The organism is Candidatus Poriferisodalis sp. (assembly GCF_965204125.1).
Classification (GTDB): Bacteria; Actinomycetota; Acidimicrobiia; order Acidimicrobiales; family Poriferisodalaceae; genus Poriferisodalis.
Window position 1 is genome coordinate 400,488 of record NZ_OZ241968.1, and the last position, 22,055, is coordinate 422,542.

The 22,055-nt window shown below is 68.6% G+C and carries 25 protein-coding genes; 7 read left to right on the top strand and 18 right to left on the bottom strand.

Annotation, left to right across the window (positions count from 1 at the left end; all coding sequences use genetic code 11):
- Positions 1 to 9 precede the first annotated feature (9 nt).
- The 11 genes from ACOGXD_RS02050 to ACOGXD_RS02100 all read right to left on the bottom strand — a co-directional run bounded on the left by ACOGXD_RS02050 (position 10) and on the right by ACOGXD_RS02100 (position 8,915).
- Positions 10 to 495, bottom strand: a complete 486-nt coding sequence (locus ACOGXD_RS02050) for an NUDIX domain-containing protein (RefSeq protein ID WP_419916270.1) — start codon at positions 493 to 495, stop codon at positions 10 to 12.
- Between the two features lie 79 nt (positions 496 to 574).
- Positions 575 to 871, bottom strand: a complete 297-nt coding sequence (locus ACOGXD_RS02055) for a 4a-hydroxytetrahydrobiopterin dehydratase (protein WP_419916271.1) — start codon at positions 869 to 871, stop codon at positions 575 to 577.
- A 114-nt stretch (positions 872 to 985) separates the two neighbouring features.
- On the bottom strand, positions 986 to 1,885 hold the full coding sequence (gene sufC, locus ACOGXD_RS02060) for a Fe-S cluster assembly ATPase SufC (RefSeq protein ID WP_419916272.1): 900 nt from the start codon (positions 1,883 to 1,885) through the stop codon (positions 986 to 988).
- A complete protein-coding gene (locus tag ACOGXD_RS02065) occupies positions 1,882 to 2,214 on the bottom strand; it encodes a non-heme iron oxygenase ferredoxin subunit (RefSeq protein WP_419916273.1) in 333 nt (110 codons plus the stop codon). Before ACOGXD_RS02065 ends, sufC begins: the two co-directional genes overlap by 4 nt.
- 25 nt (positions 2,215 to 2,239) lie before the next feature.
- Positions 2,240 to 3,493, bottom strand: a complete 1,254-nt coding sequence (gene sufD / locus ACOGXD_RS02070; protein ID WP_419916274.1) for a Fe-S cluster assembly protein SufD — start codon at positions 3,491 to 3,493, stop codon at positions 2,240 to 2,242.
- A gap of 66 nt (positions 3,494 to 3,559) precedes the next feature.
- Positions 3,560 to 3,973 (bottom strand): hypothetical protein, encoded by a 414-nt coding sequence (locus ACOGXD_RS02075; RefSeq protein WP_419855739.1) that lies wholly within the window; start codon positions 3,971 to 3,973, stop codon positions 3,560 to 3,562.
- Positions 3,974 to 3,987: 14 nt separating this feature from the next.
- Positions 3,988 to 4,863 (bottom strand): HpcH/HpaI aldolase/citrate lyase family protein, encoded by an 876-nt coding sequence (locus ACOGXD_RS02080; RefSeq protein WP_419916275.1) that lies wholly within the window; start codon positions 4,861 to 4,863, stop codon positions 3,988 to 3,990.
- Positions 4,864 to 4,880: 17 nt separating this feature from the next.
- Positions 4,881 to 5,951, bottom strand: coding sequence for an HpcH/HpaI aldolase/citrate lyase family protein (locus tag ACOGXD_RS02085; protein WP_419916276.1), 1,071 nt, complete (start codon positions 5,949 to 5,951; stop codon positions 4,881 to 4,883).
- Positions 5,951 to 7,363, bottom strand: a complete 1,413-nt coding sequence (gene sufB / locus ACOGXD_RS02090; RefSeq protein ID WP_419916277.1) for a Fe-S cluster assembly protein SufB — start codon at positions 7,361 to 7,363, stop codon at positions 5,951 to 5,953. The genes ACOGXD_RS02085 and sufB overlap by 1 nt, the downstream gene beginning before the upstream one ends.
- A 58-nt stretch (positions 7,364 to 7,421) precedes the next feature.
- The gene (locus ACOGXD_RS02095; RefSeq protein WP_419916278.1) at positions 7,422 to 8,327 is read right to left on the bottom strand and encodes an LLM class F420-dependent oxidoreductase; all 906 of its coding nucleotides are present in this window, start codon (positions 8,325 to 8,327) and stop codon (positions 7,422 to 7,424) included.
- A 69-nt stretch (positions 8,328 to 8,396) separates the two neighbouring features.
- Positions 8,397 to 8,915 carry a gamma carbonic anhydrase family protein gene (locus ACOGXD_RS02100; protein ID WP_419916279.1) on the bottom strand — a complete coding sequence of 173 codons (519 nt, stop codon included), beginning with the start codon at positions 8,913 to 8,915 and terminating at the stop codon, positions 8,397 to 8,399.
- Positions 8,916 to 8,988: 73 nt separating this feature from the next.
- On the opposite strand from ACOGXD_RS02100, the gene ACOGXD_RS02105 reads away from it, so the two are divergent.
- Entirely contained in the window at positions 8,989 to 11,196 is a 2,208-nt protein-coding gene (locus ACOGXD_RS02105) for a S9 family peptidase (protein WP_419916280.1), read from the top strand.
- Positions 11,197 to 11,259: 63 nt separating this feature from the next.
- Here ACOGXD_RS02105 and ACOGXD_RS02110 read toward each other — a convergent pair whose 3' ends face one another.
- Positions 11,260 to 11,634, bottom strand: coding sequence for a MauE/DoxX family redox-associated membrane protein (locus ACOGXD_RS02110; RefSeq protein WP_419916281.1), 375 nt, complete (start codon positions 11,632 to 11,634; stop codon positions 11,260 to 11,262).
- A gap of 24 nt (positions 11,635 to 11,658) precedes the next feature.
- Positions 11,659 to 12,153, bottom strand: a complete 495-nt coding sequence (locus tag ACOGXD_RS02115) for a flavin reductase family protein (RefSeq protein WP_419916282.1) — start codon at positions 12,151 to 12,153, stop codon at positions 11,659 to 11,661.
- A 48-nt stretch (positions 12,154 to 12,201) separates the two neighbouring features.
- On the opposite strand from ACOGXD_RS02115, the gene ACOGXD_RS02120 reads away from it, so the two are divergent.
- On the top strand, positions 12,202 to 13,713 hold the full coding sequence (locus tag ACOGXD_RS02120) for a thioredoxin family protein (protein ID WP_419916283.1): 1,512 nt from the start codon (positions 12,202 to 12,204) through the stop codon (positions 13,711 to 13,713).
- A 117-nt stretch (positions 13,714 to 13,830) separates the two neighbouring features.
- The gene (locus ACOGXD_RS02125; protein ID WP_419916284.1) at positions 13,831 to 14,349 is read left to right on the top strand and encodes a UGSC family (seleno)protein; all 519 of its coding nucleotides are present in this window, start codon (positions 13,831 to 13,833) and stop codon (positions 14,347 to 14,349) included.
- A gap of 36 nt (positions 14,350 to 14,385) precedes the next feature.
- On the opposite strand, the gene ACOGXD_RS02130 is transcribed toward ACOGXD_RS02125, so the two are convergent.
- Together ACOGXD_RS02130 and ACOGXD_RS02135 are read right to left on the bottom strand one after the other, a co-directional pair.
- Entirely contained in the window at positions 14,386 to 15,285 is a 900-nt protein-coding gene (locus tag ACOGXD_RS02130) for an A/G-specific adenine glycosylase (RefSeq protein WP_419916285.1), read from the bottom strand.
- Positions 15,286 to 15,289: 4 nt separating this feature from the next.
- Positions 15,290 to 15,811, bottom strand: coding sequence for a MaoC family dehydratase (locus ACOGXD_RS02135; RefSeq protein WP_419916286.1), 522 nt, complete (start codon positions 15,809 to 15,811; stop codon positions 15,290 to 15,292).
- A 160-nt stretch (positions 15,812 to 15,971) separates the two neighbouring features.
- Here ACOGXD_RS02135 and ACOGXD_RS02140 point away from each other — a divergent pair, with 160 nt between their 5' ends.
- From ACOGXD_RS02140 to ACOGXD_RS02150, 3 genes are all read left to right on the top strand, one after another.
- Complete coding sequence (locus ACOGXD_RS02140; protein WP_419916287.1) at positions 15,972 to 17,570, top strand: acyl-CoA dehydrogenase family protein; 1,599 nt, start codon at positions 15,972 to 15,974, stop codon at positions 17,568 to 17,570.
- Between the two features lie 68 nt (positions 17,571 to 17,638).
- Positions 17,639 to 18,430, top strand: coding sequence for a hypothetical protein (locus ACOGXD_RS02145; RefSeq protein ID WP_419916288.1), 792 nt, complete (start codon positions 17,639 to 17,641; stop codon positions 18,428 to 18,430).
- A 61-nt stretch (positions 18,431 to 18,491) separates the two neighbouring features.
- Positions 18,492 to 18,983 (top strand): hypothetical protein, encoded by a 492-nt coding sequence (locus tag ACOGXD_RS02150; RefSeq protein ID WP_419916289.1) that lies wholly within the window; start codon positions 18,492 to 18,494, stop codon positions 18,981 to 18,983.
- A 43-nt stretch (positions 18,984 to 19,026) separates the two neighbouring features.
- Here the strand turns inward: ACOGXD_RS02150 and ACOGXD_RS02155 are convergent, their stop codons facing one another.
- On the bottom strand, positions 19,027 to 19,614 hold the full coding sequence (locus tag ACOGXD_RS02155; protein ID WP_419916290.1) for a GGDEF domain-containing protein: 588 nt from the start codon (positions 19,612 to 19,614) through the stop codon (positions 19,027 to 19,029).
- 46 nt (positions 19,615 to 19,660) lie between these two features.
- On the bottom strand, positions 19,661 to 20,455 hold the full coding sequence (locus ACOGXD_RS02160) for an SDR family NAD(P)-dependent oxidoreductase (protein ID WP_419916291.1): 795 nt from the start codon (positions 20,453 to 20,455) through the stop codon (positions 19,661 to 19,663).
- A gap of 252 nt (positions 20,456 to 20,707) precedes the next feature.
- On the opposite strand from ACOGXD_RS02160, the gene ACOGXD_RS02165 reads away from it, so the two are divergent.
- On the top strand, positions 20,708 to 21,604 hold the full coding sequence (locus ACOGXD_RS02165; RefSeq protein ID WP_419916292.1) for an LLM class flavin-dependent oxidoreductase: 897 nt from the start codon (positions 20,708 to 20,710) through the stop codon (positions 21,602 to 21,604).
- Here the strand turns inward: ACOGXD_RS02165 and ACOGXD_RS02170 are convergent.
- Positions 21,601 to 22,053, bottom strand: a complete 453-nt coding sequence (locus tag ACOGXD_RS02170) for a DUF488 family protein (protein ID WP_419916293.1) — start codon at positions 22,051 to 22,053, stop codon at positions 21,601 to 21,603. The genes ACOGXD_RS02165 and ACOGXD_RS02170 overlap by 4 nt on opposite strands.
- Positions 22,054 to 22,055 lie beyond the last annotated feature (2 nt).

Below are 22,055 nucleotides of genomic sequence, written 5' to 3' on the forward strand. Positions count from 1 at the left end.
TGGCAAGTGCTACCAGCGGTGGCCGGGGGGGACTCCTGTCATCCATTCAGAGATGCGGCGTGAGGTGCCTGGTGTGGTGCCTGGGGGCAGTTCGTCAGGCGGGAAGAAGGCCACTTCGGCGATCTCGGGCGAGACCGACTCCTCGACACGCCAGTCGGTCACGACGAACACCACGATGTGGTCGCTGCGATTGCCATGGCGTGAGGAGTACACGCCGAGCACGTTCTGGGGCGTTTCAGCGACCACGACACCGGTCTCCTCGCGCAGCTCCCGCGCTACTGCATCCACCAGCGCCTCGCGGGTTTTGACGCCGCCGCCGGGCAGGAACCAGCCGTCGCGGTAAGTGTGGCGCACCAGGCAGACGCGGCCCTTGTGATCCACGACCAGGCCGCGCACGCCGAGCGTGACTCTCGCAGGTCGCAACCGCACCCAGAACTCGAAGAGCTGGTGCAGCATCCGCCGCACGCCCGGCTTCGACTCGATCGTGCCCTCCACGACGGGCGCGGGCGCTGGACGATCGGGGCGGTCCGGTTTCGCGCGCCGCTTCAGGCGTGGCAGTCGCATCGGGCGGCTGTCAGCCCGCGGCGCCTGCTAGGCCGTCCATCGCACGAGCCAGCGCCGCGTCCAGCTCGGTCACGCCGCCACGGTCATGCGTATTCAGCGCAACCTCGACGGTGCTGTACACGTTCGACCAGTTGGGATGGTGGTCCATCTTCTCAGCCACCAGGGCGGCTGCGGCCATGAACCCGAACGCCTCCACGAAGTTCCCGAAGCGAAAGGTGCGGCGCAGCTCGCTGCCCGACACATCCCAGGCCCCGAGCTCGGCGCTGAGTTCGGTGAGTTCGTCCTGCGTCAACAGCTCTCGTGCCATCGGTTAACCCTCCCCAGGTTTCCCCGTGCCCAGTCAACACCAACCGGCGAGTACATCGAAAGCTCAATGTGCGACGGGCGTCGAGGGCAGGCGCCATGCGAGATGCAGCGCCACTCAACCCAATTCGTCGAGCGGGTCTGCCCAAGGATCGGCGAAGGGATCGTCGGCAGGGGTCGACCCGGCCCCACCGGAGAGAGGGCTGCCGAGCCCGCCTATGGACACCGCCACGCCGGCATCGGGTTCTTCGGGCAAGTAGGGCGTGTAGCCGTCAGCCTCGAGCGCCTCGGCAAGCTCGGGACCGCCGGAGTCGACGATGCGACCATCCACGATCACGTGGACCTCGTCGGGCCGGAGGTACTCCAGCACCCGGGTGAAGTGCGTGATGGCCAGCACACCCAAGCCGGCTTCGGTGAGCGCCTCGATGCGGTTGGCGCAGGCGCGCAAGGCGTCGATGTCGAGGCCGCTGTCGATTTCGTCGAGGATGGCGATGCGGGGCTGCAGCACGGCGAGCTGGACGGTCTCGTTGCGCTTCTTCTCGCCGCCCGACATGTCGACGTTCAGCGGCCGCGCCACCAGCTCGGCCTTCAGCCCGACCGCGGCCGCCTCGGCTTCGAGCAGGCTGCGGGTGCGCTCAAGCTGGTTGGCGCTCGGGCTGTCGTCGCCGGCTCGCAGCGCAAGCGCCTCTGCCAGTGCTTGGGCCGCCGAGACGCCCGGCACCTCGGTCGGGTGCTGCATGGCCAGGAACAGCCCGGCCTGCGCCCGCTCCCACGGCGCGAGGCTCAGCACGTCGACGCCGTCGAGGGTGACCGATCCGGCAGTGACCTCGTAGCCCGGCCGGCCCATCACGACGTGAGCGAGCGTGCTCTTGCCGGAGCCGTTCGGCCCCATGACTGCGTGAACTCGCCCGGAGGACACTTCGAGATCCACGCCTTGGAGGATCTCGGTGTCGCCCGCCGATGCGTGCAGTCCCTCGATGCGAAGCGTGTGCGCGGACTCGGCGGTCGGAGCGCTCATGGCAGCACCACCGCGACGCCGTCGTCTTGGGTGCGAATTTCATACACCGGGACCGGTTGGGTGGCGGGGAAGCAGTTCGGCCGGCCCGTTCGCAGATCGAAGCTCGACGAGTGCTGGGGGCATTCCAGCGCGCACTCGTCGGGCCACACCCAGCCGTCGGCCAGCGAGTAGTTCTGGTGGCTGCACTGGTCGCCGATGGCGTAGAAGTCGTCGTCGATGCGTGCGAGCGCGATGCGGTGACCCTCGACGTCGAAGCGGCGGGCTTCACCGTCGGGCACGTCGTCGCGCTGGCACAGCACGACGGTGCGGGCGCCGCCAGCTGTGCTCATCGCACCGCCTCCATGGCGGTCGAGCTCATGACAGCGCCGCCGTGAAGTCGGCGTCCGACACCAGCTCGTCGATGCGCTGGCGCACCGACGCCGAGATCTGCTCAGACGGCAGCGCATCGAGGACTTCGTCGAAGAAGCCACGCACCACGAGGGCTTCGGCCACGTCGGTGGGCACGCCCCGGCTCTCGAGGTAGAAGCGCTGGTCGGCGTCGACCGGTCCGATCGACGAGGCATGGCTGCACTGCACGTCGCTGTTCTCGATCTCGAGGTTCGGCACCGACTCGGCCCACGCATTCGGCGACAGCTTGAGGTTCCGGTTGGTCTGATCGGCCATGACGTTCGAGGCGTCGGCCTCGATGCGGATCAGCCCGGTGTAGACAGCCCGGGCGTAGTCGTCGACCGCCCCCTTGAACAGCAGGTCAGATGTGGTGTGAGGTGCCACGTGGGTCTGGAACGTGCGAAAGTCGAGCGTGGAGGTGCCACGGCCGAAGTACACGGCGTCGATCTCGCTGTGGCCGCCGCGTCCGGTCATGTCGATTCCGATGCGGGCCCGTGCGTAGTCGCCGCCCATGGCTACGTGACCGATCCTCAGGTTGGCGTCGCGGCCTGCGTCTGCGCAGAGGTTGGCGATCTGCCAGGCGGCCTCGCCCAGTTCCTGCACGGTGACGTGGCCGAGATGTGCGCCGTCGCCCACGCTCAGTTCGGTGAGCGGGCAGATGAGTGCGGGTGTGTTCCCGCCGGTGTGGTGCTCGATCACGGTGGCCTGGCTGGTGCGGCCAGCCATGACGACGAGCCGGGGGAACCATGCCAGCCCATCGACGTCGGTGTGGACGTGCACCACGACGGGATCGGTCAGCACCGCCTTCGGATCGATGCTGACCACCACCGGAGCCGAGGCGAGCGCGAGGTTCCAGTCGCCGAAGACATCCGGGCCTTCGGGCGCCACCGTGCCGATCAAGTCGTCGGCTCCGCCGCCGAGCGTGTCGACGCGGACACCGTCAGCCCGCACCGACACGTCGACAACAGCACCGTTAGAGATGTGGACGACCGCTGCGGCGCCGTCGTCGACGCCGCTCATCAGGCCCACCGGTCCGGCTGTGCCGCCCGGCGCCGCGAAGGCATATCGCGCTGGGTCGAGATCGTCGATCGGGGTGTAGCGCCACACCTCTTCGGTGAACGACGGCTGGCCCGCCGCAACTGCCCGATCCGCTGCCGCGCGGCGCCGCTTGGCCAACGCGTCGGAACCGCCGAGCGCGTCGACGAGGTCGGGGCTGAACACTCTGCGGAGGCTACCGGCGCGCCCGTCAGGGCCTAGCGGGCCGGAGCGGCCCGCAGCGCGCCGTGATCAAACCTCGCCGTCCTTGCGATCGTCGCGGTCCGCACGACGCTTCACACGCTTTGCCTTGCGGGCCGCCTTGCGATTCTTGGACCTGATGCGGATGCCTTTGCGCCGGGACTGTTCCGCGGCAACCTCTTCGAGGATTCGCGGACCGGCCTCGTTCAGGATGTCCTCGGCAGCGTCGAGGAGGTCGCCGATGGATTCGTCCACGCCGATGCTCTCGGGCTCGGTAGCGAAGTTGCGTACACCCAGCGAGCCGTGCTGCCAACCGGCGTCAAGCCGTCGAGGCGAATACGACGGACAGTCTTCGGGGCAGCGCCACGGGGCCTCGGGGGCCAAGTCGAGGTTGCACTTCCGCACGGTGTCGCCGTTGGGGTAGGACCGGCTCTCGTAGTGGCGACAGTTGGTCCGCATCGGCATGGCAGTCGCCTCCTTCAGCGCTGCGAAATCGCGTCGGCCAGCGCGATGGCCCGCCGAGCCTCGTCAACATGAAGATTCTCAACCATCTTGCCGTCTACGGTCACCACCCCACGGCCATCTGCCACCGCCGTCTCGAATGCCCCGATCACCTGGCGGTGGAAGTCGAGCTCGTCGAGGCTCGGCGAGAAGGCCTCGTTGGCGGGATCGACCTGGCTGGGATGGATGAGCGTCTTGCCGTCGAAGCCCAGGTCGGCTCCTTGGTGGCACACGGCCGCGAATCCGTCGGCGTCGCGGATGTCGTTGTAGACGCCGTCGAGGGCGGTGACGCCGGCCTCCCGGGCAGCCACCAAGCAGGTCGCGAGGTGCGGCACCAGGGCAGCGCGGTCGGGCGTGATGGTGGCGTGCAGCTCCTTGGCCATGTCGTTGGTGCCCATGACTACCGCTTCGGTCCGCTCGAACCCGGCGATCTCGCGGGCATGGGCAATGCCCGCCGGTGTCTCGATCATCGCCCAGATTCGCACCGAGTCGGGGGCGCCCGCGGTGTCGAGCAGGTCGGACACGGCAGCGAGATGTGCGGCGCTCGACACCTTGGGGATGACGACGGCAGAGGGAGCTGCTGCACCCGCGGCCCTGATGTCGTCACGACCCCACGGGGTGTCGAGCCCGTTGCAGCGGATGGTCAGCTCGCGGTAGCCGTACTCCCCCGAGGCCACCGCGGCACAGGCGCCCTCACGGGCGGCTTCCTTGGCGTCGGGCGCCACTGCGTCCTCGAGATCGAAGATGAGCGCGTCTGCGCCGATGGTCTTTGCCTTCTCTAGCGCCCGGGCATTGGCCGCCGGCATATAGAGCACCGATCGGCGCGGGCGGGGGCTGGCGGCAGCAGCGCTCATATGGAGTCCAGACTCTCTCAGGCGGTCTCGAGCCCGTAGGCGGCGGCCAGCTCAGGATCGGCCGCCGACAGGTCACGAGCGAGCTGCAGCACCACCTGGCACTGCTTCACCGTGGCGTCGTCCTGCATGTTGCCGTCGATCATCACGGCGCCGGTGCCGTCGCCCATCTCGGTCACCACCCGCTGTGCCCACGCCACCTCGGCAGGCTCGGGGCTGAACACTCGCTTGGCGATGGCGATCTGGCTGGGATGCAGGCTCCACGCCCCCACGCAGCCCAACAGGTAGGCGTTGCGGAACTGGTCCTCGCAGCCGATGGGGTCGGCGATGTCGCCGAACGGCCCGTAGTAGGGCAGGATCCCTGCGGTGCCGCAGGCGTCCACCATGCGGGCCAGCGTGTAGTGCCACAGATCCTGCTGGAAGGCAGTGCGAGCATCGTCGCCCGCGTCGCCGTCGCTCTCGGGCACCGGGTCGGTGCGCACCAGGTAGCCGGGATGCCCGCCGCCCACCCGGGTGGTCTTCATGCGGCGGTCGGCCGCCAGGTCGGCCGGCCCGAGCGACAGGCCCTGCATGCGGGGGCTGGCCAGGCAGATCGACTCCACGTTGGCCACGCCGCGGGCGGTCTCGAGGATTGCGTGCACCAGCAACGGCTGCTCGATGCCCACCCGGGCTTCAAGCTGAGCCAGCAGCCGGTCTACGTAGTGAATGTCTTCGGGGCCTTCCACCTTGGGCACCATGATCACGTCGAGCTTGTCGCCGATCTCGTGGCACAGTGCCCACACGTCGTCGAGGAACCATGGCGAGTCGAGGCTGTTCACCCGGGTCCACAGCTGCGTGTGACCGCGCTCCCACGCCTTGCCCACCTCGATCAGTCCGGCCCGGGCGGCGTCCTTGCTGTCGGCCGACACGGCGTCTTCGAGGTTGCCGAGCAGCACGTCCACCGTGGGGGCGATGTCGGGCACCTTGGCCCGCATCCGCTCGTTCGACGGGTCGAAGAAGTGGATCATGCGAGACGGCCGGAAGGGGATCTCGCGCAGCGGAGCAGGCGCCCCGAGCGCCAGCGGGGCGAAGAAGTCTTTTGGACTGCGCATCAGCCGATCGATCCCTCCATCTGAAGCTCGATCAGCCGGCTCCATTCGACGGCGTACTCCATCGGCAGCGTGCGCGTCACCGGCTCGATGAAGCCGTTCACCACCATGCCCATGGCCTGCTCGGCCGACAGGCCGCGGCTCATCAGGTAGAAGAGCTGCTCGTCGGCCACCTTCGACACCGTGGCCTCGTGGCCGATCTCGGCGTCACGTGAACCGATCTCCTGGTACGGGTAGGTGTCCGAGCGACTGTCCTGGTCGAGCAGCAGCGCGTCGCATTGCACGTGGCTGCGGCAGCCGCTCATGCCGTCTTCCACCCGCACGAGGCCGCGGTAGGTGGTGCGCCCGCCGTCCTTCGAGATCGACTTCGACACGATCTTCGACGTGGTCTCGGGCGCCGCGTGCACCATCTTGGCCCCGGCGTCCTGGTGCTGGCCGTTGCCGGCATAGGCCACCGACAGCACCTCACCCGAGGCCTTGGGCCCCATCAGGTACACGGCCGGGTACTTCATGGTGAGCCGCGAGCCGATGTTGCCGTCGATCCACTCCACGTGGGCCTCGTCGTAGGCGGCAGCCCGCTTGGTGACCAGGTTGAACACGTTGTTCGACCAGTTCTGGATGGTGGTGTAGGTGATGCGCCCGCCCGGCAGCGCCACCAGCTCGACCACGGCCGAGTGCAGCGAGTCGGTGGTGTACACCGGCGCCGAGCAGCCCTCGATGTAGTGCACCGTGGCACCCTCATCCGCGATGATCAGCGTGCGCTCGAACTGGCCCATGTTCTCGGCGTTGATGCGGAAGTAGGCCTGCAGCGGCATCTCCACCTCGACGCCGGGCGGCACGTAGATGAACGACCCGCCCGACCACACGGCCGAGTTCAGCGCTGCGAACTTGTTGTCGCCCGGGGGGATGATCGTGCCGAAGTAGCGCTGCACGATGTCGGGGTACTCCTTGACGGCGGAGTCCATGTCGCTGAACAGCACGCCCTGGGCTTCGAGGTCTTCCCGGTTGCGGTGGTACACCACTTCGGACTCGTACTGGGCGGTGACCCCGGCGAGGTACTTGCGCTCGGCCTCGGGGATGCCCAGCTTCTCGTAGGTGTCCTTGACCGAGTCGGGCAGCTCTTCCCAGGCGTCGACCTGGCCTTCGGTGGGCTTGATGTAGTAGTAGATGTCGTCGAAGTAGATCTCCGACATGTCGCCGCCCCAGTTGGGCATGGGCTTGCGCAGGAAGGTCTTGTAGGCCCGCAGGCGGAAGTCGAGCATCCACTGGGGCTCGTTCTTGAGACTCGACATCTCGCGGATGATCTCTTCGTCCAAGCCCTTGCGCGGCTTGAAGACGTAGTCCTCCTCGTCGCTCCACCCCAGCTTGTACTTGCCGAGGTCGATTCCGACGGTTGGCTCGGCGATGTCGGTCATGTGTTCAGCCTAACGCCACCCCTGTCGGGGTCCGAGTGCAGGGCGCGGGGCGGAGCGCTCAGCTGAGCAGAGTGGGGGCGAGACGGCGCCAGCCGTCGAATGCTGCTGGGGGGTCGTCGGCAAGGACCTGCACGCAGACGTGGTCGGCGCCGGCGTCGAAGTGGGCGTCCACACGGGCCTTGACGTCGTCCTCGGTGCCCCAGGCCACGATGGCGTCGACCAGCTTGTCGGACGGGCCGCCGTCGGGGCCGCCGTCGATGTCGGCCTGGGTGAAGCCCAGCCGCAGCAGGTTGTTGGCGTAGTTCGGCAGGCCCAGGTAGATGGCCATGTTCTTGCGGGCCAGCGCGCGGGCCGAGTCGGCGTTCGTGTCGAGAATGGCCATCTGCTCGGGATACAGCGCTGCGTCGGGCCCCATGGTGTCGCGGGCGACCGCCGTGTGCTCGGGCGGCACGAAGTAGGGGTGGGCGCCGGCGGTGGCGGTGGCCGACAGCTCGAGCATCTTCGGGCCGAGCGCTGCCAGCACGATCTCGGGCAGCTCCTGGGGGCCGTGGGCCATGAAGCGGGCCTTGCCCATGCGCTCGAGGTACTCGCGCATGTAGCTGAGCGCCTTGGAGTAGTCGTGCTTGCGGATGTACTCGACGAGATGGTGATGGCTGACGCCGAGGCCCAGCAGGAACCGTCCCGGGTGGGCCTCGTCGATGGTGCGCAGCGTGTTGGCCATGGTCATGGGGTCGCGGGCGTAGATGTTGGCGATGCCGGTGGCGATCTTGATGGTGCTGGTGCCCTCCAGCAGGCGGGCAGCGGCCACGAACGGGTCACGCCCGACGGCCTCGGGGATCCAGAACGCCCCGTAGCCCAGTTCCTCGGCTTCGGCCACGAAGTCCACGCCCTGCGCGGACGGCAGTGTGTCGAGCACCCCCGTCCAGATGCCGATGCGTCCCAAGTCGATGCTTCCCATGCTCATGGGCCGTGACGCTACCGCCGCCGCTTGAAGCGCGTCAGGTTGTCGACCGAGACAACGCGACGGGCGTGATCAGTCGAGGCGGCGGAGTTCGCCCATGTAGCGGACTCGGCGGTCGAGGTAGTTCTGCACGCCGGGCAGGATGAGCGGGGCGGTGTCGACGCCTTCGCGGATCTTGGCGGGTGTGCCCACTGCGATGGTGCCTGGCGGGACTTTCATGCCGCCTGGCACCACGGCCCCGGCGCCGACCAGCGCTCGCTCGCCGATCTCGGCGTCGTGCAGCACGATTGCGCCGGTGCCCACCAGGGCCTCGTCGTGCACCACACCGCCCTCGATGTGCGCCAAGTGGCCGATGGTGCAGCGCTCCCCCACGGTGGTCGACCATTCCTCGGTGACGTGGAGCACGGCGTTGTCCTGCACCGAACTGCCGGCCCCCACGACGATGTCGTTGTCGTCGCCGCGCAGCACCGCGCCCGACCAGATCGACGCCTCTGGGCCGATCGTCACCCGCCCGATGATGATCGCCTCGGGCATCACGAAGGCATCGGGGTGGATGTCGGGCACATGGTCGCCAAGCGCATATATCGGCACGCCGCCACGCTAGTGGTCAGCCTCCGAATTGACGGAGTGATCGACGCAGCTCGGGCGGTACGGTGCGGGCTCCATGACGCAGGCTCCGGTGGCACCGCAGCGGCCGCACGTGCGGCGCATTCACGGCACTGAGACCGACGACCCCTGGCACTGGCTGCGCGACCAGGACGACCCCGCGGTGCGGGAGTATCTCGAGGCCGAGAATGCCTATACGGAAGCCGCGACTGTCCACCTGGCGGATCTTCGGGAGCAGATCTTCGGCGAGATCAAGGCTCGCACCAAGGAAACCCACCAGTCGTTGCCGACGCCGAAGGACGACTGGGAATACCGGGCTCGCACCGTGGAGGGGTTGCAGTACGTCATCCATGTGAGGCGCCCCCGGGGCGGCACCGACGATGACGAGGTGGTGCTGCTCGACGAGAACGAGTTGGCCGAGGGCCACGAGTACTTCGCCGTCGGCGACCTGGCCGTCAGCCCCGATCACCGCCTGCTCGCCTACACCACCGACACCGACGGCGACGAGAAGTACACGCTGACGGTGGTCGACATCGCGACCGGTGAGGTGCTGGACGGCCCCGACGTGCCCGGGCCAGGGTGCGGCCTGAGCGAGCTCAGCTACGGGTTGGTGTGGGCGAACGACAACTCGACGCTGTTCGCCGTTCTCACCGACGATGCCCTGCGTCCCAACCGCGTGATCCGCCACGTCGTGGGCACCGACCCCGCCGGCGACGTCGAGGTGTACCGGGAGGACGACGAGCGGTTCTGGGTGGGCGTGGGGGCCACCAGCAGCGAGCGCTTCGTGGTGATCGGCTCGCAGTCGAAGATCACGTCGGAGCAACGGCTGGTGGAAGCCGATCGGCCCGCTTCAGAGCCATTGCTCGTGCGTGAGCGGCGGGCAGGTATCGAGTACGGCCTCGACCACCAGGGCGAGCGGTTGCTCATCGTCACCAACGACGGCGCTCTGGACTTCCGGCTGGTCGAGGCGCCCGTGCCGAGCGAAGGCAGCACCCCGGCCGCAGGCGACGCACCGGTAGAGGGCGCTCCCCCCGGGCACGACAGCACGTGGCGCGAGCTGATTGGCGCGCGCGAAGGCATCCGCATCGACGGCTTGGACTGCTTCCAGGACTTCGTGGTTGTCCACGAGCGCCAGGACGGTCTGGTCCGGCTGCGGGTTCATGACACTCGTGATGCCCAGCCGAGCGGGTTGAGCCCGAACGGTGCCGGTGTCGGCACTTCAGGTACCGGCACCGACGGACGCGGCGATGCGAACCCGGGCGAGCTTGGCCCTGCATTTGAGATCGAGATGCCAGAGCCGGTCTACGAGGCCGGCGGCGGGGCGAATGCCGAATTCGACACCCGCCGCTACCGATTCGGCTACACGTCGATGGTGACGCCGCCGTCGATCTTCGAGCTGGACCTCGACAGCGGCGAACGGGAGCTGCTCGACCAACTGCCGGTGCTCGGCGATGTCGACCTGACCGCGTACACCACCGAGCGCATCACCGCCACGGCGCCCGACGGCACGGCGGTGCCGATCAGCCTGGTGTGGAAGCCGGGCGCAATTAGCTGGCCAGCGCCCTGCCTGCTGTACGGCTACGGGGCTTACGAGATCGGCATGCCGGCGTCGTTCTCGACGGTCCGGCTGTCGCTGCTGGACCGGGGCGTGCTGTTTGCCATCGCGCACGTTCGTGGCGGCGGCGAGTTGGGGCGGGCCTGGTACGAGGGCGGCAAGCTGGACAGCAAGCACAACACGTTCGATGACTTTGCCGCCTGCGCCGGCCATCTGACCACGGACCGATGGGCCGACCCGCAGCGGATCTGCGCCCGAGGCGGCAGCGCCGGCGGCCTGCTCATGGGGGCGATGGTGAACCGCCACCCAGACCTGTTCTGCGGTGTCGTCGCCGAGGTGCCCTTCGTGGACGTGCTGAACACGATGCTCGACCCGGACATCCCCCTGACAGTCACCGAGTACGACGAGTGGGGCGACCCGAACGACCCGGCGGCGTTCGAGACGATCCGGTCGTATGCGCCGTACGAGAACGTCGAGCCGGCCGATCACCCTGCCCTGCTGATCACCGCCGGGCTGGCTGACCCACGAGTGCAGTACTGGGAGCCCGCCAAGTGGGTGGCCAAGCTGCGGGCGACCACCACTTCGACCAAGCCGATCCTGCTGCGCACCGAGATGGGTGCCGGCCATGGCGGACCCTCAGGCCGCTACGACGCCTGGCGCGATGAGGCGTTCATCCTGGCGTTCATCTGCGACGTGCTCGGCGTGGCGTGAGCCAGGCGCAGACAGCACGAGTGGCGTAAGCCACACGCAGAGGGCACGCGTGGCGTAAGCGGCCTAGAAGAGCGCCAGCACGGCAAGTGCCGCCAGCAGGCCGTTGCGCAGCAGCGAACCGGCGCCGACGGGCTTCGCCGACCAGCGGCCGAAGCACGCACACGCGGGCCGCTCTTCACGAGGGCGTCGCAGCATCCGCGCCAGTGCCGCGCTGAATGCCGCGAGCAGCACCAACGCCAGCCACGCCGGCCACGGCTTGGCAACGCCAGCCGCCAAGCCTGCCCCGAGCACGATCTCGACTGGGCCGAACAACGGCACCGTCCACCGGGGAGCGCCCATCGCCCGGGCCGCGCCAGGCCACGACGGGTCGCTCAGCTTCAGCGCGCCCGACGCCAGGAACAGCACACCCAGTGCGATGCGGGCGACGGTGCCGATCACCGCTTCCCGCCCATCAGCCGGCCGTCACGCAAAGGTGCCGTAGCCACCCTTCCAGAACAGCAGGGGATCCTTCGCGTCGAGCACTTCGAGCTCGACCACCCGCCCGACGACGATGTCGTGATCGCCGCCGTCGTACACGGCTTCGATCGTGCAGTCGATGTAGGCGATCGAGCCCTCGATGATCGGGGCGCCCGTCGGCCCCGGGTGCCACTCGACATCAGCGAACTTGTCGTCGGCCCGGCTGGCCATCACCCCGCAGGTTGCCATCTGGTCCTGGGCCATGATGTTCACGCAGAAGCTGCCCGCGGCACGGATGTCGCCCCACGACGACGAGTCCTTGGTGGGCAGGAACGCCACGAGCGGCGGCTCGAGCGACACCGAAGTGAACGAGCCGATGGCCATGCCGACCGGCCGGCCCTCGTTCACGGCGGTGACCGCGGTGACGCCGGTCGGGAAGTGCCCGAGCACATCCCGAAAGAGCCTGCTGTCGATGGAGGGCTGGTCGCTCGAGTCAGTCACGGCGCCAACCCTAGACACGCCGCTAGCTGCGCGACGTAGCCTCCCGCCATGGCTTCGAGCGCAGACGAGAACCAAGCCGACAACGCAGTGGCAGAGGTGCCAGGCGACGGTCTGGTGGCCGTCGTGAAGCGGGACTGCCCGACGTGCGAACTCATCGGGCCGGTGCTGGCAGACATCGAATCCCGCGGCTCGCTGACGGTGTTCACCCAGGACGATCCCGCCTTCCCCGAGGCGGTCGCAGCCAGAGTGCACGACGCAGACCTTGGCTTCTCATGGCATCACGACATCGAGACCGTGCCGACGCTGATGCGGTTCGCCGACGGTGCCGAGACCGGACGCATCGTCGGCTGGTCCCGGCCCGAATGGGAGTCGTTCACCGGACTCGGAGGCTTGGGCGACGGCCTGCCCGAACATCGTCCCGGCTGCGGTTCGCTGTCGGTCGATCCGGCCCACGTCGACGCCCTGGAGGCTCGCTTCGGCGGCTCGGGCCTGAGCGCTCGCCGCGTCGAGTTCGGCAGCCAGGAAGACCTCCACGAGGCGATGTTCGACCGGGGCTGGTCGGACGGCCTGCCGCTGGTGCCCCCCACCGCCGAGCGGGTCGCTGCAATGCTGGCGGGGACGTCGCGTGCCGCCGACGAGGTGGTGGCGAATGTCGCGCCCGATCTTGCCGACTGCACCGTCGAGAAGGCCGCGGTGAACGCCGTCATGGCCGGCTGCCGGCCCGAGTACTTCCCGGTGGTGCTGGCTGCGCTGACCGCCGTGTGCAACGACACCTTCAACATGCACGGGATGCTCGCCACAACCATGCCGGTCGGGCCGGTGTTCATTGTGAACGGACCGATCGCCCGCCAGATCGGCATGAACAACGGGATGAACGTGTTCGGCCAAGGCAACCGGGCCAACAGCACGATCGGGCGGGCGGTGCAGCTCATCGTCCGCAACGTGGGCGGCGGACGCCCCGGCGAAGTGGACCGGGCGGCGCTCGGCCAGCCCGGCAAGGTGGGCTTTTGCTTCGCTGAGATCGAAGCCGCTGCCGACGGCAGCACCGACGAGTCCGGGGGCACCGGCTGGGACCCGCTGTGCACCGACTTCGGCTTCGAAGCCGGCACCAACGCTGTGACGGCCTTCCCGGGCGAGGCGCCCCGCTCGGTGGTCGACCAGCTCTCCCGCGATCCCGAGTCGCTGGCGCGCACCCTTGCTGCGTCGCTCAATGCGATCCATCACCCGAAGCTGGTGCTGGGCTTCGATGCGATCCTGGCGGTGGCGCCGGACCATTCCCGCGTGTTCATCGACAGCGGCTGGACGCGCCAGCAGACTGCTGACCGCATCAACGAGCTGACGACCCGACCGGGCTCCGAGCTGGTGCGCGGCGCCGACGGCATCGCCGAGGGTGTGCCCGATTTTCTGGCCGAAGCCGATCTGCCGAAGTTCCGTGAGGGAGGCCTGCACCTGGTGCACTGCGGCGGCGGCGCAGGGCTGTTCTCGGCGGTCATCGGCGGCTGGGTGAACGGCGAGGTCGGCGCTCAGCCCGTCTGCGTCGAGATCGATCCCTGGCGCTAGCAGGATCATCTCGTCCTCGCTTGCCGCTCTTGTTCGCTCCGCTCACGGGCCGCTTAAGCCCGGGGCGGCTACAGTCGATCAGGACGTGCCCACCGGATCCAACACAGGGGGGACCACATGAGCACTGTCGTCTTGGACCCGACGAACGAAGCGGCACCCGCCCATCGTGAACGGGTCACCCGGCCCGATTCGCTGGACGGCCTCACCGTGGGCCTGCTGGACATCAGCAAGCCCCGCGGCGACCGCTTCCTGAACCGGCTCGAGGAACGGCTGACCGAGCGGGGCCTGCGCGTCGAGCGCTACTCCAAGCCCACGTTCACCAAGCCGGCCCCGGTCGACCTGCGCCACGAGATCGCCACCAAGTGCGACGTGGTGATCGAAGCGCTAGCCGATTGAGGCAGCTGCACGTCGTGCAGTGTGCACGACATCGCTGATCTGGAACGCCGCGGCATCCCGTCGGTGTTCGTCGCCACCGTCCAGTTCGTCGACGGGGCCGAGGTACAGGGCAAGTCGCTCGGCTTCGATCCGGCGGCCGTATGGGTGGAGCATCCCATCCAGGACCGCACCGACGACGAGATGGTCGCCATCGCCGACAAGGCCTTCGACGAGCTGATCGAGCAGCTTGTAGCTGCTTGAGCTACGAGCCCGACAAGCACAGCGTGGCTGCCTGAGCTAACCGAGACGGAGCCGGTCACCGACTGCGGTGATCAAGCCCTCGGCGGTCAGTTCTTCGACAAGACGTTGAGCGCGTGCTTCGTCGTGCTCGAGTCTCATCGCCGCGGCAGCCTGTTCCGTCGGGAGCGAACCACCTGACAGCGCTGCGAGCAGGCGGCCCCTGGCCTGGCGGTCGCTGCCTTCGAACGGTGCCTGCCGCGCACTGACCCCGGCGCTGCGGTCGGCTGGATCTGGTTGACCCGAAGGCTCCGGGCCCAATACCTCAACCGCCCACGCACACCACCGCTGTGCAGGGCACTGGCCGCAGCTCGGATCTCGCCTGGTGCAGACCTGTGCGCCGAGATCCATCATCGCCTGGTTCCATACCCAGCTCTCCCCCGCAGGCACCAATTCATCGGCGATGCGCTGGGCCTCCCGGGGGCTCAGCCGACGGCCCTGCCAGCGGGCCAGGATGCGACCCACGTTGGTATCGACCACGCCTGTGTCGATGCCGAAGGCGAAGGCTTGCACTGCCCGAGCGGTGTAGGGACCCACGCCCGGCAGCGCCAGCAGGCCGTCCAGATCGGCGGGCACCCGGCCGCCGTGGCGCTCGCTGATGATCGCCGCCGTCCGCCAGAGGTTGCGAGCGCGCCGGGGGTAGCCCAGTCCCTGCCACACAGCCAGCACGTCGGCCAGCTCCGCTGCCGCGCACTGCTCCGGCGTCGGCCAGCACTCGGCAAACGTCTCGAAGTACGGCAGCACCCGCTCCACCTGGGTCTGCTGCAGCATGACCTCCGAGACCAGCACGAGCCACGGGTCGCGGGTGCGCCGCCACGGCAGATCTCGCCGCTCGGCCGACCACCAGCCGATCAGTTCGGCGTGGCGTGAGCCACGCGCATCCGACCCAGCGTGGCGCAAGCGATCAGCCCTCGCCGACGGCTGCCTCGTCGCTGTAGGGGAAGCGGCGCTCGGGCCCTGCTTCCCGCTTCCAGATCATGACCTTGCGGCGGAAGTAGCACACCTCTTCGGAGCGCTGGTTGAACGCCCGGGTCTCCACGGTCACCACGCCCCGGTCGGGCCGCGAGCCAGACTCACGCTTGTCGAGCACCTTGGTGACGGCGTAGATCGTGTCGCCGTGGAACGTCGGACGGGAGTGGGTCAGCGTCTCGACCTCGAGGTTCGCAATGGCCGCACCGCTCACGTCGGGCACGCTCATGCCCAGCACCAGCGAGTACACGAGATTGCCTACCACCACGTTCTTGCCGTGCACGGTCTCGTGCTGGGCGAACCACTCGTTGGTGTGCAGCGGATGGTGGTTCATCGTGATCATGCAGAACAGGTGATCGTCTGCCTCGGTGATGGTCTTGCCCGGCCAGTGCCGGTACACGTCGCCGATGTCGAAGTCCTCGAAGTAGCGCCCGAACGGGCGGTCATGGACGGTCACAGGAACCTCCGTGCAATGGTCTGGAGCAGTGGTGCTGGTGCGTGGACCGAGTCATCGTACGGCGCAGCATCCCCGCTGACCGGGTCAAGCCGAGTCGTAGCCCGGGCCGCGCGCTGGAGCGGGCTTTAGCCTGTGCGGCTGTGACGACGACGGGGACGACATGACTGCGAACGCCGAGGCCACGGTGACCGAACCGGACATGTCCGCCGCAGCGGATGCGCTCGCTGCGGGCAACGCGGCGTTGAGCCGTGCGTGCAGTCATGCGGTCGGCATGGGCGACGACCACCAGTGCTTCCTGTACGACCTGGCGCACACCGCCTCGGCGCTGCGCATCTGCGATTCGCTGGTCGCATGGGGTGCGCTGGGCGACGCCGAGGCCCGCCTCGCCTGCGGTTTCATCGCCGACGCCCTCGGAGAATTCCACGCTCGGCTGTTCGCCCGCGAGGCCCAGTGGGGTCTCGCGCCCGGCGCCCTCGACGGCGCTCGCGACTTCGTAGCCGCCTACCGCAACCCCGCCTACGTGGCGACGCTGGCCGGCCTCGACGCACCCAGCCACCTCGACGAGGACTTCGAGCTCGTGGCGGAAACCTTCCGCCGCTTCGGCGAGGACAAGATCGCCCCCGCCGCCGAGCACATCCACCGGGGCGACACCGACATCCCCGAAGACATCATCGGCGGGCTGGCCGAGCTGGGCTGCTTCGGCCTGTCGGTGCCCGAGGAATACGGCGGGTTCGCCTCGGGCTCAGAGAGCGACTACCTGGGCATGGTCATCGCCACCGAGGAGCTGTCGCGGGCATCGCTGGGTGCGGGCGGCTCGCTCATCACCCGGCCCGAGATCCTCACACGGGCACTGGAGCGCGGCGGCACCGAGGAGCAGAAGAAGCACTGGTTTCCCCAGATCGCCACCGGCGAGACCATGGTGGCGGTCGCCGTGACCGAGCCCGACTACGGCAGCGACGTGGCCAACCTGGTCGTGTCGGCATCGCCCACCGAGGGCGGCTGGCTGATCTCGGGCACCAAGACGTGGTGCACCTTCGCCGGCCGGGCCGACGTGCTGATGCTGCTGGCCCGCACCGATCCTGACCGGCGCAAGGCCCACCGGGGCCTCAGCCTGTTCATCGTGCCGAAGCCCCAGTCGGAGGGCCACGACTTCCAGTTCACCGACGAGCGGGGCGGCACCATCGAGGGGCGGGCCATCGCCACGCTGGGCTACCGGGGCATGCACAGCTTCGAGATCGCCTTCGACGACTGGTTCGTGCCTGCAGAGAACCTCATCGGCGGCGACGACGGGATCGGGCAGGGCTTCTACCTGCAGATGGCCGGCTTCGAGAACGGGCGGCTGCAGACAGCGGCCCGGGCGGTGGGCGTGATGCAGGCGGCCTATGACGAGGCCCGCACCTATGCCGACGAACGCAAGGTGTTCGGCCAGCCGATCGCCGGGTACCAGCTGACGCAGGCCAAGCTGGGCCGCATGGCGGCGATCATCGCCGCGGCCCGCCAGTACAGCTACGAGGTGGCCCGCATGATGGCTCGGGGCGGCGGCGCGCTCGAGGCATCGATGATCAAGGCGTATGTCTGCAAGGCCGCCGAGTGGGTGACCCGCGAGGCACAGCAGCTTCACGGCGGCTTCGGCTTCGCCGAGGAATACACGGTGAGCCGGCTGTTCGTGGACGCCCGGGTGCTGTCGATCTTCGAAGGCGCAGACGAGACGCTGTGCCTGAAAGTGATCGCGCGCCGGCTGCAGACACAGAGCGCCTGAGCAGCGCCGCACAGCGCCCGACAGAGCCCGCAACGAATCAGTTCACCTGCACGGGATAGCTTCGGCGCGTGCACCCGATGGAGCACCTGCGCTATGTGGCGCGTGCGGGCGACCTATCCCAGGACGTGCTGGTGCGCGAGGCCGCATCGGCGCTGGGCGCGCTCGCCTCGGACCCGCTGGAGCTGGTCACGGTGTGCCGCCGCATCCTCGACAAGTACCCGGTCGCCGGCGCGCTGTGGTCGATGGCGGCCGTGGTGTGCGCCTCGGCCCAGCCGTACCGGGATGCACGCGAGTTCGCGGCCGAGCTGCGAGCCGATGCCACTGCCGACCGCGCCGCTGACGCGCTGCCCGAGGGAGCCACGGTGTGCCTGCTGGGCTGGCCCGACCTTGCCGCTGAGGGACTGGGGCGGCGCGCCGACATCGAGGTGCGCATCATCGACGCCTACGGCGAGGGCGCTGGCCTGGCTCGGCGGCTTGCGGGCGACGGTTGCGAGGTGACCGACGTGCCGCTGGCGGGTTTGGCGGCTGCATGCTCAACCGCTGAGGTGATCCTGGTGGAGGCTGCTGCCGCCGGGCCCGAAGCCGTAATCGCAGCCGGCGGCTCCCATGCCGCTGCGGCGGTCGGGTACGTGTCGGGGGTGGAGGTGTGGTGCCTCGTCGGGCAGGGACGGGCGCTGCCACAGCCGCTCTTCGAGGCCGCTTCAAGCGCCGTGGCCGACGAGCCGTGGGAATGCGACGAGGAGATCGTGCCGATCGGCCTGTTCAGCCATGTCGTGGGGCCCGGCGGCATCGAGCCGGCTGCCGGCTGGCAACGGGCCGACTGCCCTCTGGCCGCCGAGCTGCTGCGTCCGCCGATCTGACAACCGGCGCATCGGCGCATGAACCGTGGCCGCGCCCACCGGGAGCGCTAGTTTGCCTGCCGTGCTTGACGCGCCGTCCACCGACATCAAGCTCGAGACGCTCTCCGGCCACACTCACACGCTGGCCGAATGGCTGGTGGTGTTCAACCTCATGGGCGTTGTCATCGACCCCTACACGCACCAGAGCGGCTGGATCCTGCCCACTGCATCGCGGCTGTTCCTGGTGTACGAGGAGGCCGACGTGCGCTGCGCATTCGTGGTGTGCAGCGATGCGCAGGGCGCCCGCAGCTTCCTGGGCCGCTTTGCCGATGAGCATCTCGTGCTGCTCGACCCCGAGCGCGAGTTCGTTCGATCGCTGGGCCTGGAACGGCTGCCGGCCCTCGTGCATCTTGCCCAAGACGCCAGCGTGCTCGGCTCGGCCCAGGGCTGGAACGCCGCCGAATGGTCTGACGTGATCGACGGCGTCGAAGAGGCCATGGACTGGCGGGCACGCCCGGTGCTGCCCACAGCCGACGACCCGGGCAACTTCGAAGGCACGCCAGCACTCGGCTGAGCCATCGCTTGGGGCCGAGCCAGCCAGCGGGGTCGGTCAGCCGCTAGGGCCGCCAGCCCTTCTGCTGGTACATCGAGCGATCAGCCGCGTGCAGCAGAGCCCCGGGCGAGGCCTCGCCGCCGCGTCCGGTGGCGCTGCCGATGCTGACGGTCACACCCATCTCGGCCAAGGGGTCGCCAGTGTCACTCTGCACAGGCGCCTGGGTGAGCGACGCGTGCAGACGTCCGGTGATGATCTCCATGTCGCTTGCGCTGCGCAGCCCGCCGCACACCACTACGAACTCGTCGCCGCCGACGCGGGCAACCACGTCAGACGGCCGCACGGCGTCGCGCAGGCACTGTGCCACGGTGACGAGCACCAGGTCGCCTACCAGGTGGCCGTGCTGATCGTTGACCTGCTTGAAGGCATCGACGTCGCAGAATGCCACGCCGACCATCCGGCCGGTGCGTGTCGAGCGCACCAGCTCGGCATGCAGGTGGCGCAGTGCCCCGTCTCGGGTGGCGACACCGGTCAGCGAGTCGGCGCGCCACGTGCGCCGCCAGCGGCCCGATGCCAGCCACCAGCCGCCGCCGAGCGCTGCAGCCAGTGCGGCTGCGCCCACGCGCAGCCTGGAGGCGACCGACCGGCTCACCAATCTCCCCCGCAAGGCACAAGCGGATCGGGGCGGCGGGCAGCACTCACCGGGCGGTCCAGCCCCCGTCCACCATCAGCGAGCTGCCGGTCACGTAGCTGCTGGCGTCGCTGGCCAAGAACAGCAGCGCACCATCCAGCTCGTGCTCGTGCCCAGGTCGCCGCATCGGGGCGTTCCGGCTGATCCACGCCATCGAGCGATCGTCGTCGAACATCGGCGCCGTCAGTTCCGTCTCGAAGTAGCCGGGGCACAGGGCGTTCACCCGCACGCCCCGGGTGGCCCACTGCACGGCAAGGTCGCGTGTCAGGTTCACCAGGCCCGCCTTGGACGCTGCGTACGCGGGCTGCAGGTTGGGCGCCGAAGCCACGTGACCGTGCACCGAGGCCACGTTGATGATGCTGCCCGTGGCCTCCCGGCCGATGATGTCGGCGGCGGCGAGCCCGGCCAGCAGGAAGCACGCGTTCAGGTTGATGTCGACGACATGCCGGAAGCTCTCCACGTCGGCCTGCTCGCCGGGGTTGATGGCGTCGCTTACCCCGGCATTGTTGACCAGCACGTCGACCTTGCCGTAGCGGTCCACCACCTGGGCCACCAGATCGCGGCAGGCGTCGTCGTCGCCGACGTCGCACGGGATGGCAAGTGCATCGGGCAGCTCGGCAGCCAACGCCTCCAGCCGGTCGGCCCGCCGGGCAGCCACCGCCACCTTGGCGCCCGCGGTTGCGAACACCCGGGCAAAGCGCACCCCGAAGCCGCTTGATGCACCAGTCACCAAGCAGACCTGCCCGTCGAGCCGGAATGGTGAGGTCAGGTCGATCTGCCCGTTCACTGCGGTATCACTCATCGACAATCCTTCATCGCGGCCGGTGTTCGCCCATCAGCGCACGAGGGTACGGCGCACAGCTTCGCCGTTCATGCCGATGCACCAGTCACTGAGCAGCGCCGACCCCGCCGCGGCGCGCGTCGCACGGGCCGCCGCCGGCGCACCCCGGGCCGACCCCGCTACGGCGGGCGGGCCGCCGGCGCGGCCTCGTGACTGGCCCGGGCTCGGAGCCGGCCCGGGTCGAGGCGGCAACAGTGCCCTAGCGTGTGGGCCATGAAGATCCGGATCGGCTTCGGGCTGGGCACGCGCAGCTTCACCAACGACCACGCCACCTTCGACCCGTTCGTGGATGCGCTGGAAGACAACGGCTTCGACTCGCTGTGGCTGAGCGAACGGCTCGGCGGCGAATGCCCTGATCCGATCGTGGGACTCGCGTACGCGGCGGGCCGCACCAAGCGCATGAAGTTCGGCATGTCGGTGCTGGTGCTGCCCGGGCGCAACCTCGCAGTGCTGGCCAAGGAGCTCGCCAGCCTCGATCGGCTGTCGGACGGCCGGCTGCTGCCCGCCTTCGGGCTGGGCGTGGCCGATGTGCACGAGCAGGCGGCCTTCGGCGTGGAGCGCCGCCAGCGGGCGAAGATGTTCAACGAGGCCCTGCCGCTGCTGAAGCGCTTCTGGGAGGACGAACCGGTCACTCACCACGGCGACTGGTACCACTACGACGAGGTGTCGCTGCTGCCGAAGCCGGCGCAGAAGCCGATGGACATCTGGCTGGGCGGTGCGGCAGAAGTGGAGCTGCGCCGCTGCGGGCGCTTCGGCGACGGATGGCTGCCGTCCTTCTGCACGCCCGACATCGCTGCGGCGGGCTGGAAGATCGTGAACGAGGCCGCCGACGAGCACGAGCGCTGGATCGACCCCGAACACTTCGGCGTGCTCATCCCCTACACGCACGGTGAGATCAGCCCCGGCTACAAGGCCATCCTCGAACGGCGAGCGCCCGATGCCGACCCGGGCGACATCATCCCGACCGGCTGGGGCGGCCTGCGCGACCAGATCCAGCGGTTCATCGAGGTGGGCGCATCGAAGTTCGTGCCCGTGCTGGTGGGCGAGCCCGACGATTGGTTCGCAGAGCTCGAGGGCGTCGCCAACGCAGTCCTGCCACTGCAGAACTAGCCCTTAGCGTCGTCGCCAAGGTGCGTTATCGTCAGGTCACCCCACCGGTCCTGCAAATACTGCGCAACCAATCTACGGTGACAATGATGAGGCTGCTTCTCGCTACAGAGGAGACAGCCGCCGTCGATAACTTCTTTACTAATCACGTCTTCGACTCGACGCTCTTCCATTAGTGCGAGGAATCGCGACTCATATGTATACCAGTCAATCTGTTGCTTGCGATAGTCGCTCAATAGCTCTGCGGTTGGCGCGAGATCCGTAATGTGCACATACTCGATACCGCAAATGCGGTCCAGGAAAAAGGATAGATCGTCTCGTTTGGCGAACGCCGCAAGCTGAGATGTATTGTTGAGGCGAACGTCGATGACCCGGCGTGCTCCCGATTTGCCAACAAGCTCAAAGAAGTCTCGTGCAGGCTTTCCCGTAAAGCCGATTGTCCACAGGTTCATTT

What these genes read in the sequence shown, in the direction of transcription:
- ACOGXD_RS02055 (WP_419916271.1), bottom strand. Translation starts at nt 871, where the DNA reads ATGGCACGAGAGCTGTTGACGCAGGACGAACTCACCGAACTCAGCGCC.
- sufC (WP_419916272.1), bottom strand. Translation starts at nt 1,885, where the DNA reads ATGAGCGCTCCGACCGCCGAGTCCGCGCACACGCTTCGCATCGAGGGA.
- ACOGXD_RS02065 (WP_419916273.1), bottom strand. Translation starts at nt 2,214, where the DNA reads ATGAGCACAGCTGGCGGCGCCCGCACCGTCGTGCTGTGCCAGCGCGAC.
- ACOGXD_RS02075 (WP_419855739.1), bottom strand. Translation starts at nt 3,973, where the DNA reads ATGCCGATGCGGACCAACTGTCGCCACTACGAGAGCCGGTCCTACCCC.
- ACOGXD_RS02080 (WP_419916275.1), bottom strand. Translation starts at nt 4,863, where the DNA reads ATGAGCGCTGCTGCCGCCAGCCCCCGCCCGCGCCGATCGGTGCTCTAT.
- ACOGXD_RS02085 (WP_419916276.1), bottom strand. Translation starts at nt 5,951, where the DNA reads ATGCGCAGTCCAAAAGACTTCTTCGCCCCGCTGGCGCTCGGGGCGCCT.
- sufB (WP_419916277.1), bottom strand. Translation starts at nt 7,363, where the DNA reads ATGACCGACATCGCCGAGCCAACCGTCGGAATCGACCTCGGCAAGTAC.
- ACOGXD_RS02095 (WP_419916278.1), bottom strand. Translation starts at nt 8,327, where the DNA reads ATGAGCATGGGAAGCATCGACTTGGGACGCATCGGCATCTGGACGGGG.
- ACOGXD_RS02105 (WP_419916280.1), top strand. Translation starts at nt 8,989, where the DNA reads ATGACGCAGGCTCCGGTGGCACCGCAGCGGCCGCACGTGCGGCGCATT.
- ACOGXD_RS02120 (WP_419916283.1), top strand. Translation starts at nt 12,202, where the DNA reads ATGGCTTCGAGCGCAGACGAGAACCAAGCCGACAACGCAGTGGCAGAG.
- ACOGXD_RS02140 (WP_419916287.1), top strand. Translation starts at nt 15,972, where the DNA reads ATGACTGCGAACGCCGAGGCCACGGTGACCGAACCGGACATGTCCGCC.
- ACOGXD_RS02160 (WP_419916291.1), bottom strand. Translation starts at nt 20,455, where the DNA reads ATGAGTGATACCGCAGTGAACGGGCAGATCGACCTGACCTCACCATTC.
- ACOGXD_RS02165 (WP_419916292.1), top strand. Translation starts at nt 20,708, where the DNA reads ATGAAGATCCGGATCGGCTTCGGGCTGGGCACGCGCAGCTTCACCAAC.
- ACOGXD_RS02170 (WP_419916293.1), bottom strand. Translation starts at nt 22,053, where the DNA reads ATGAACCTGTGGACAATCGGCTTTACGGGAAAGCCTGCACGAGACTTC.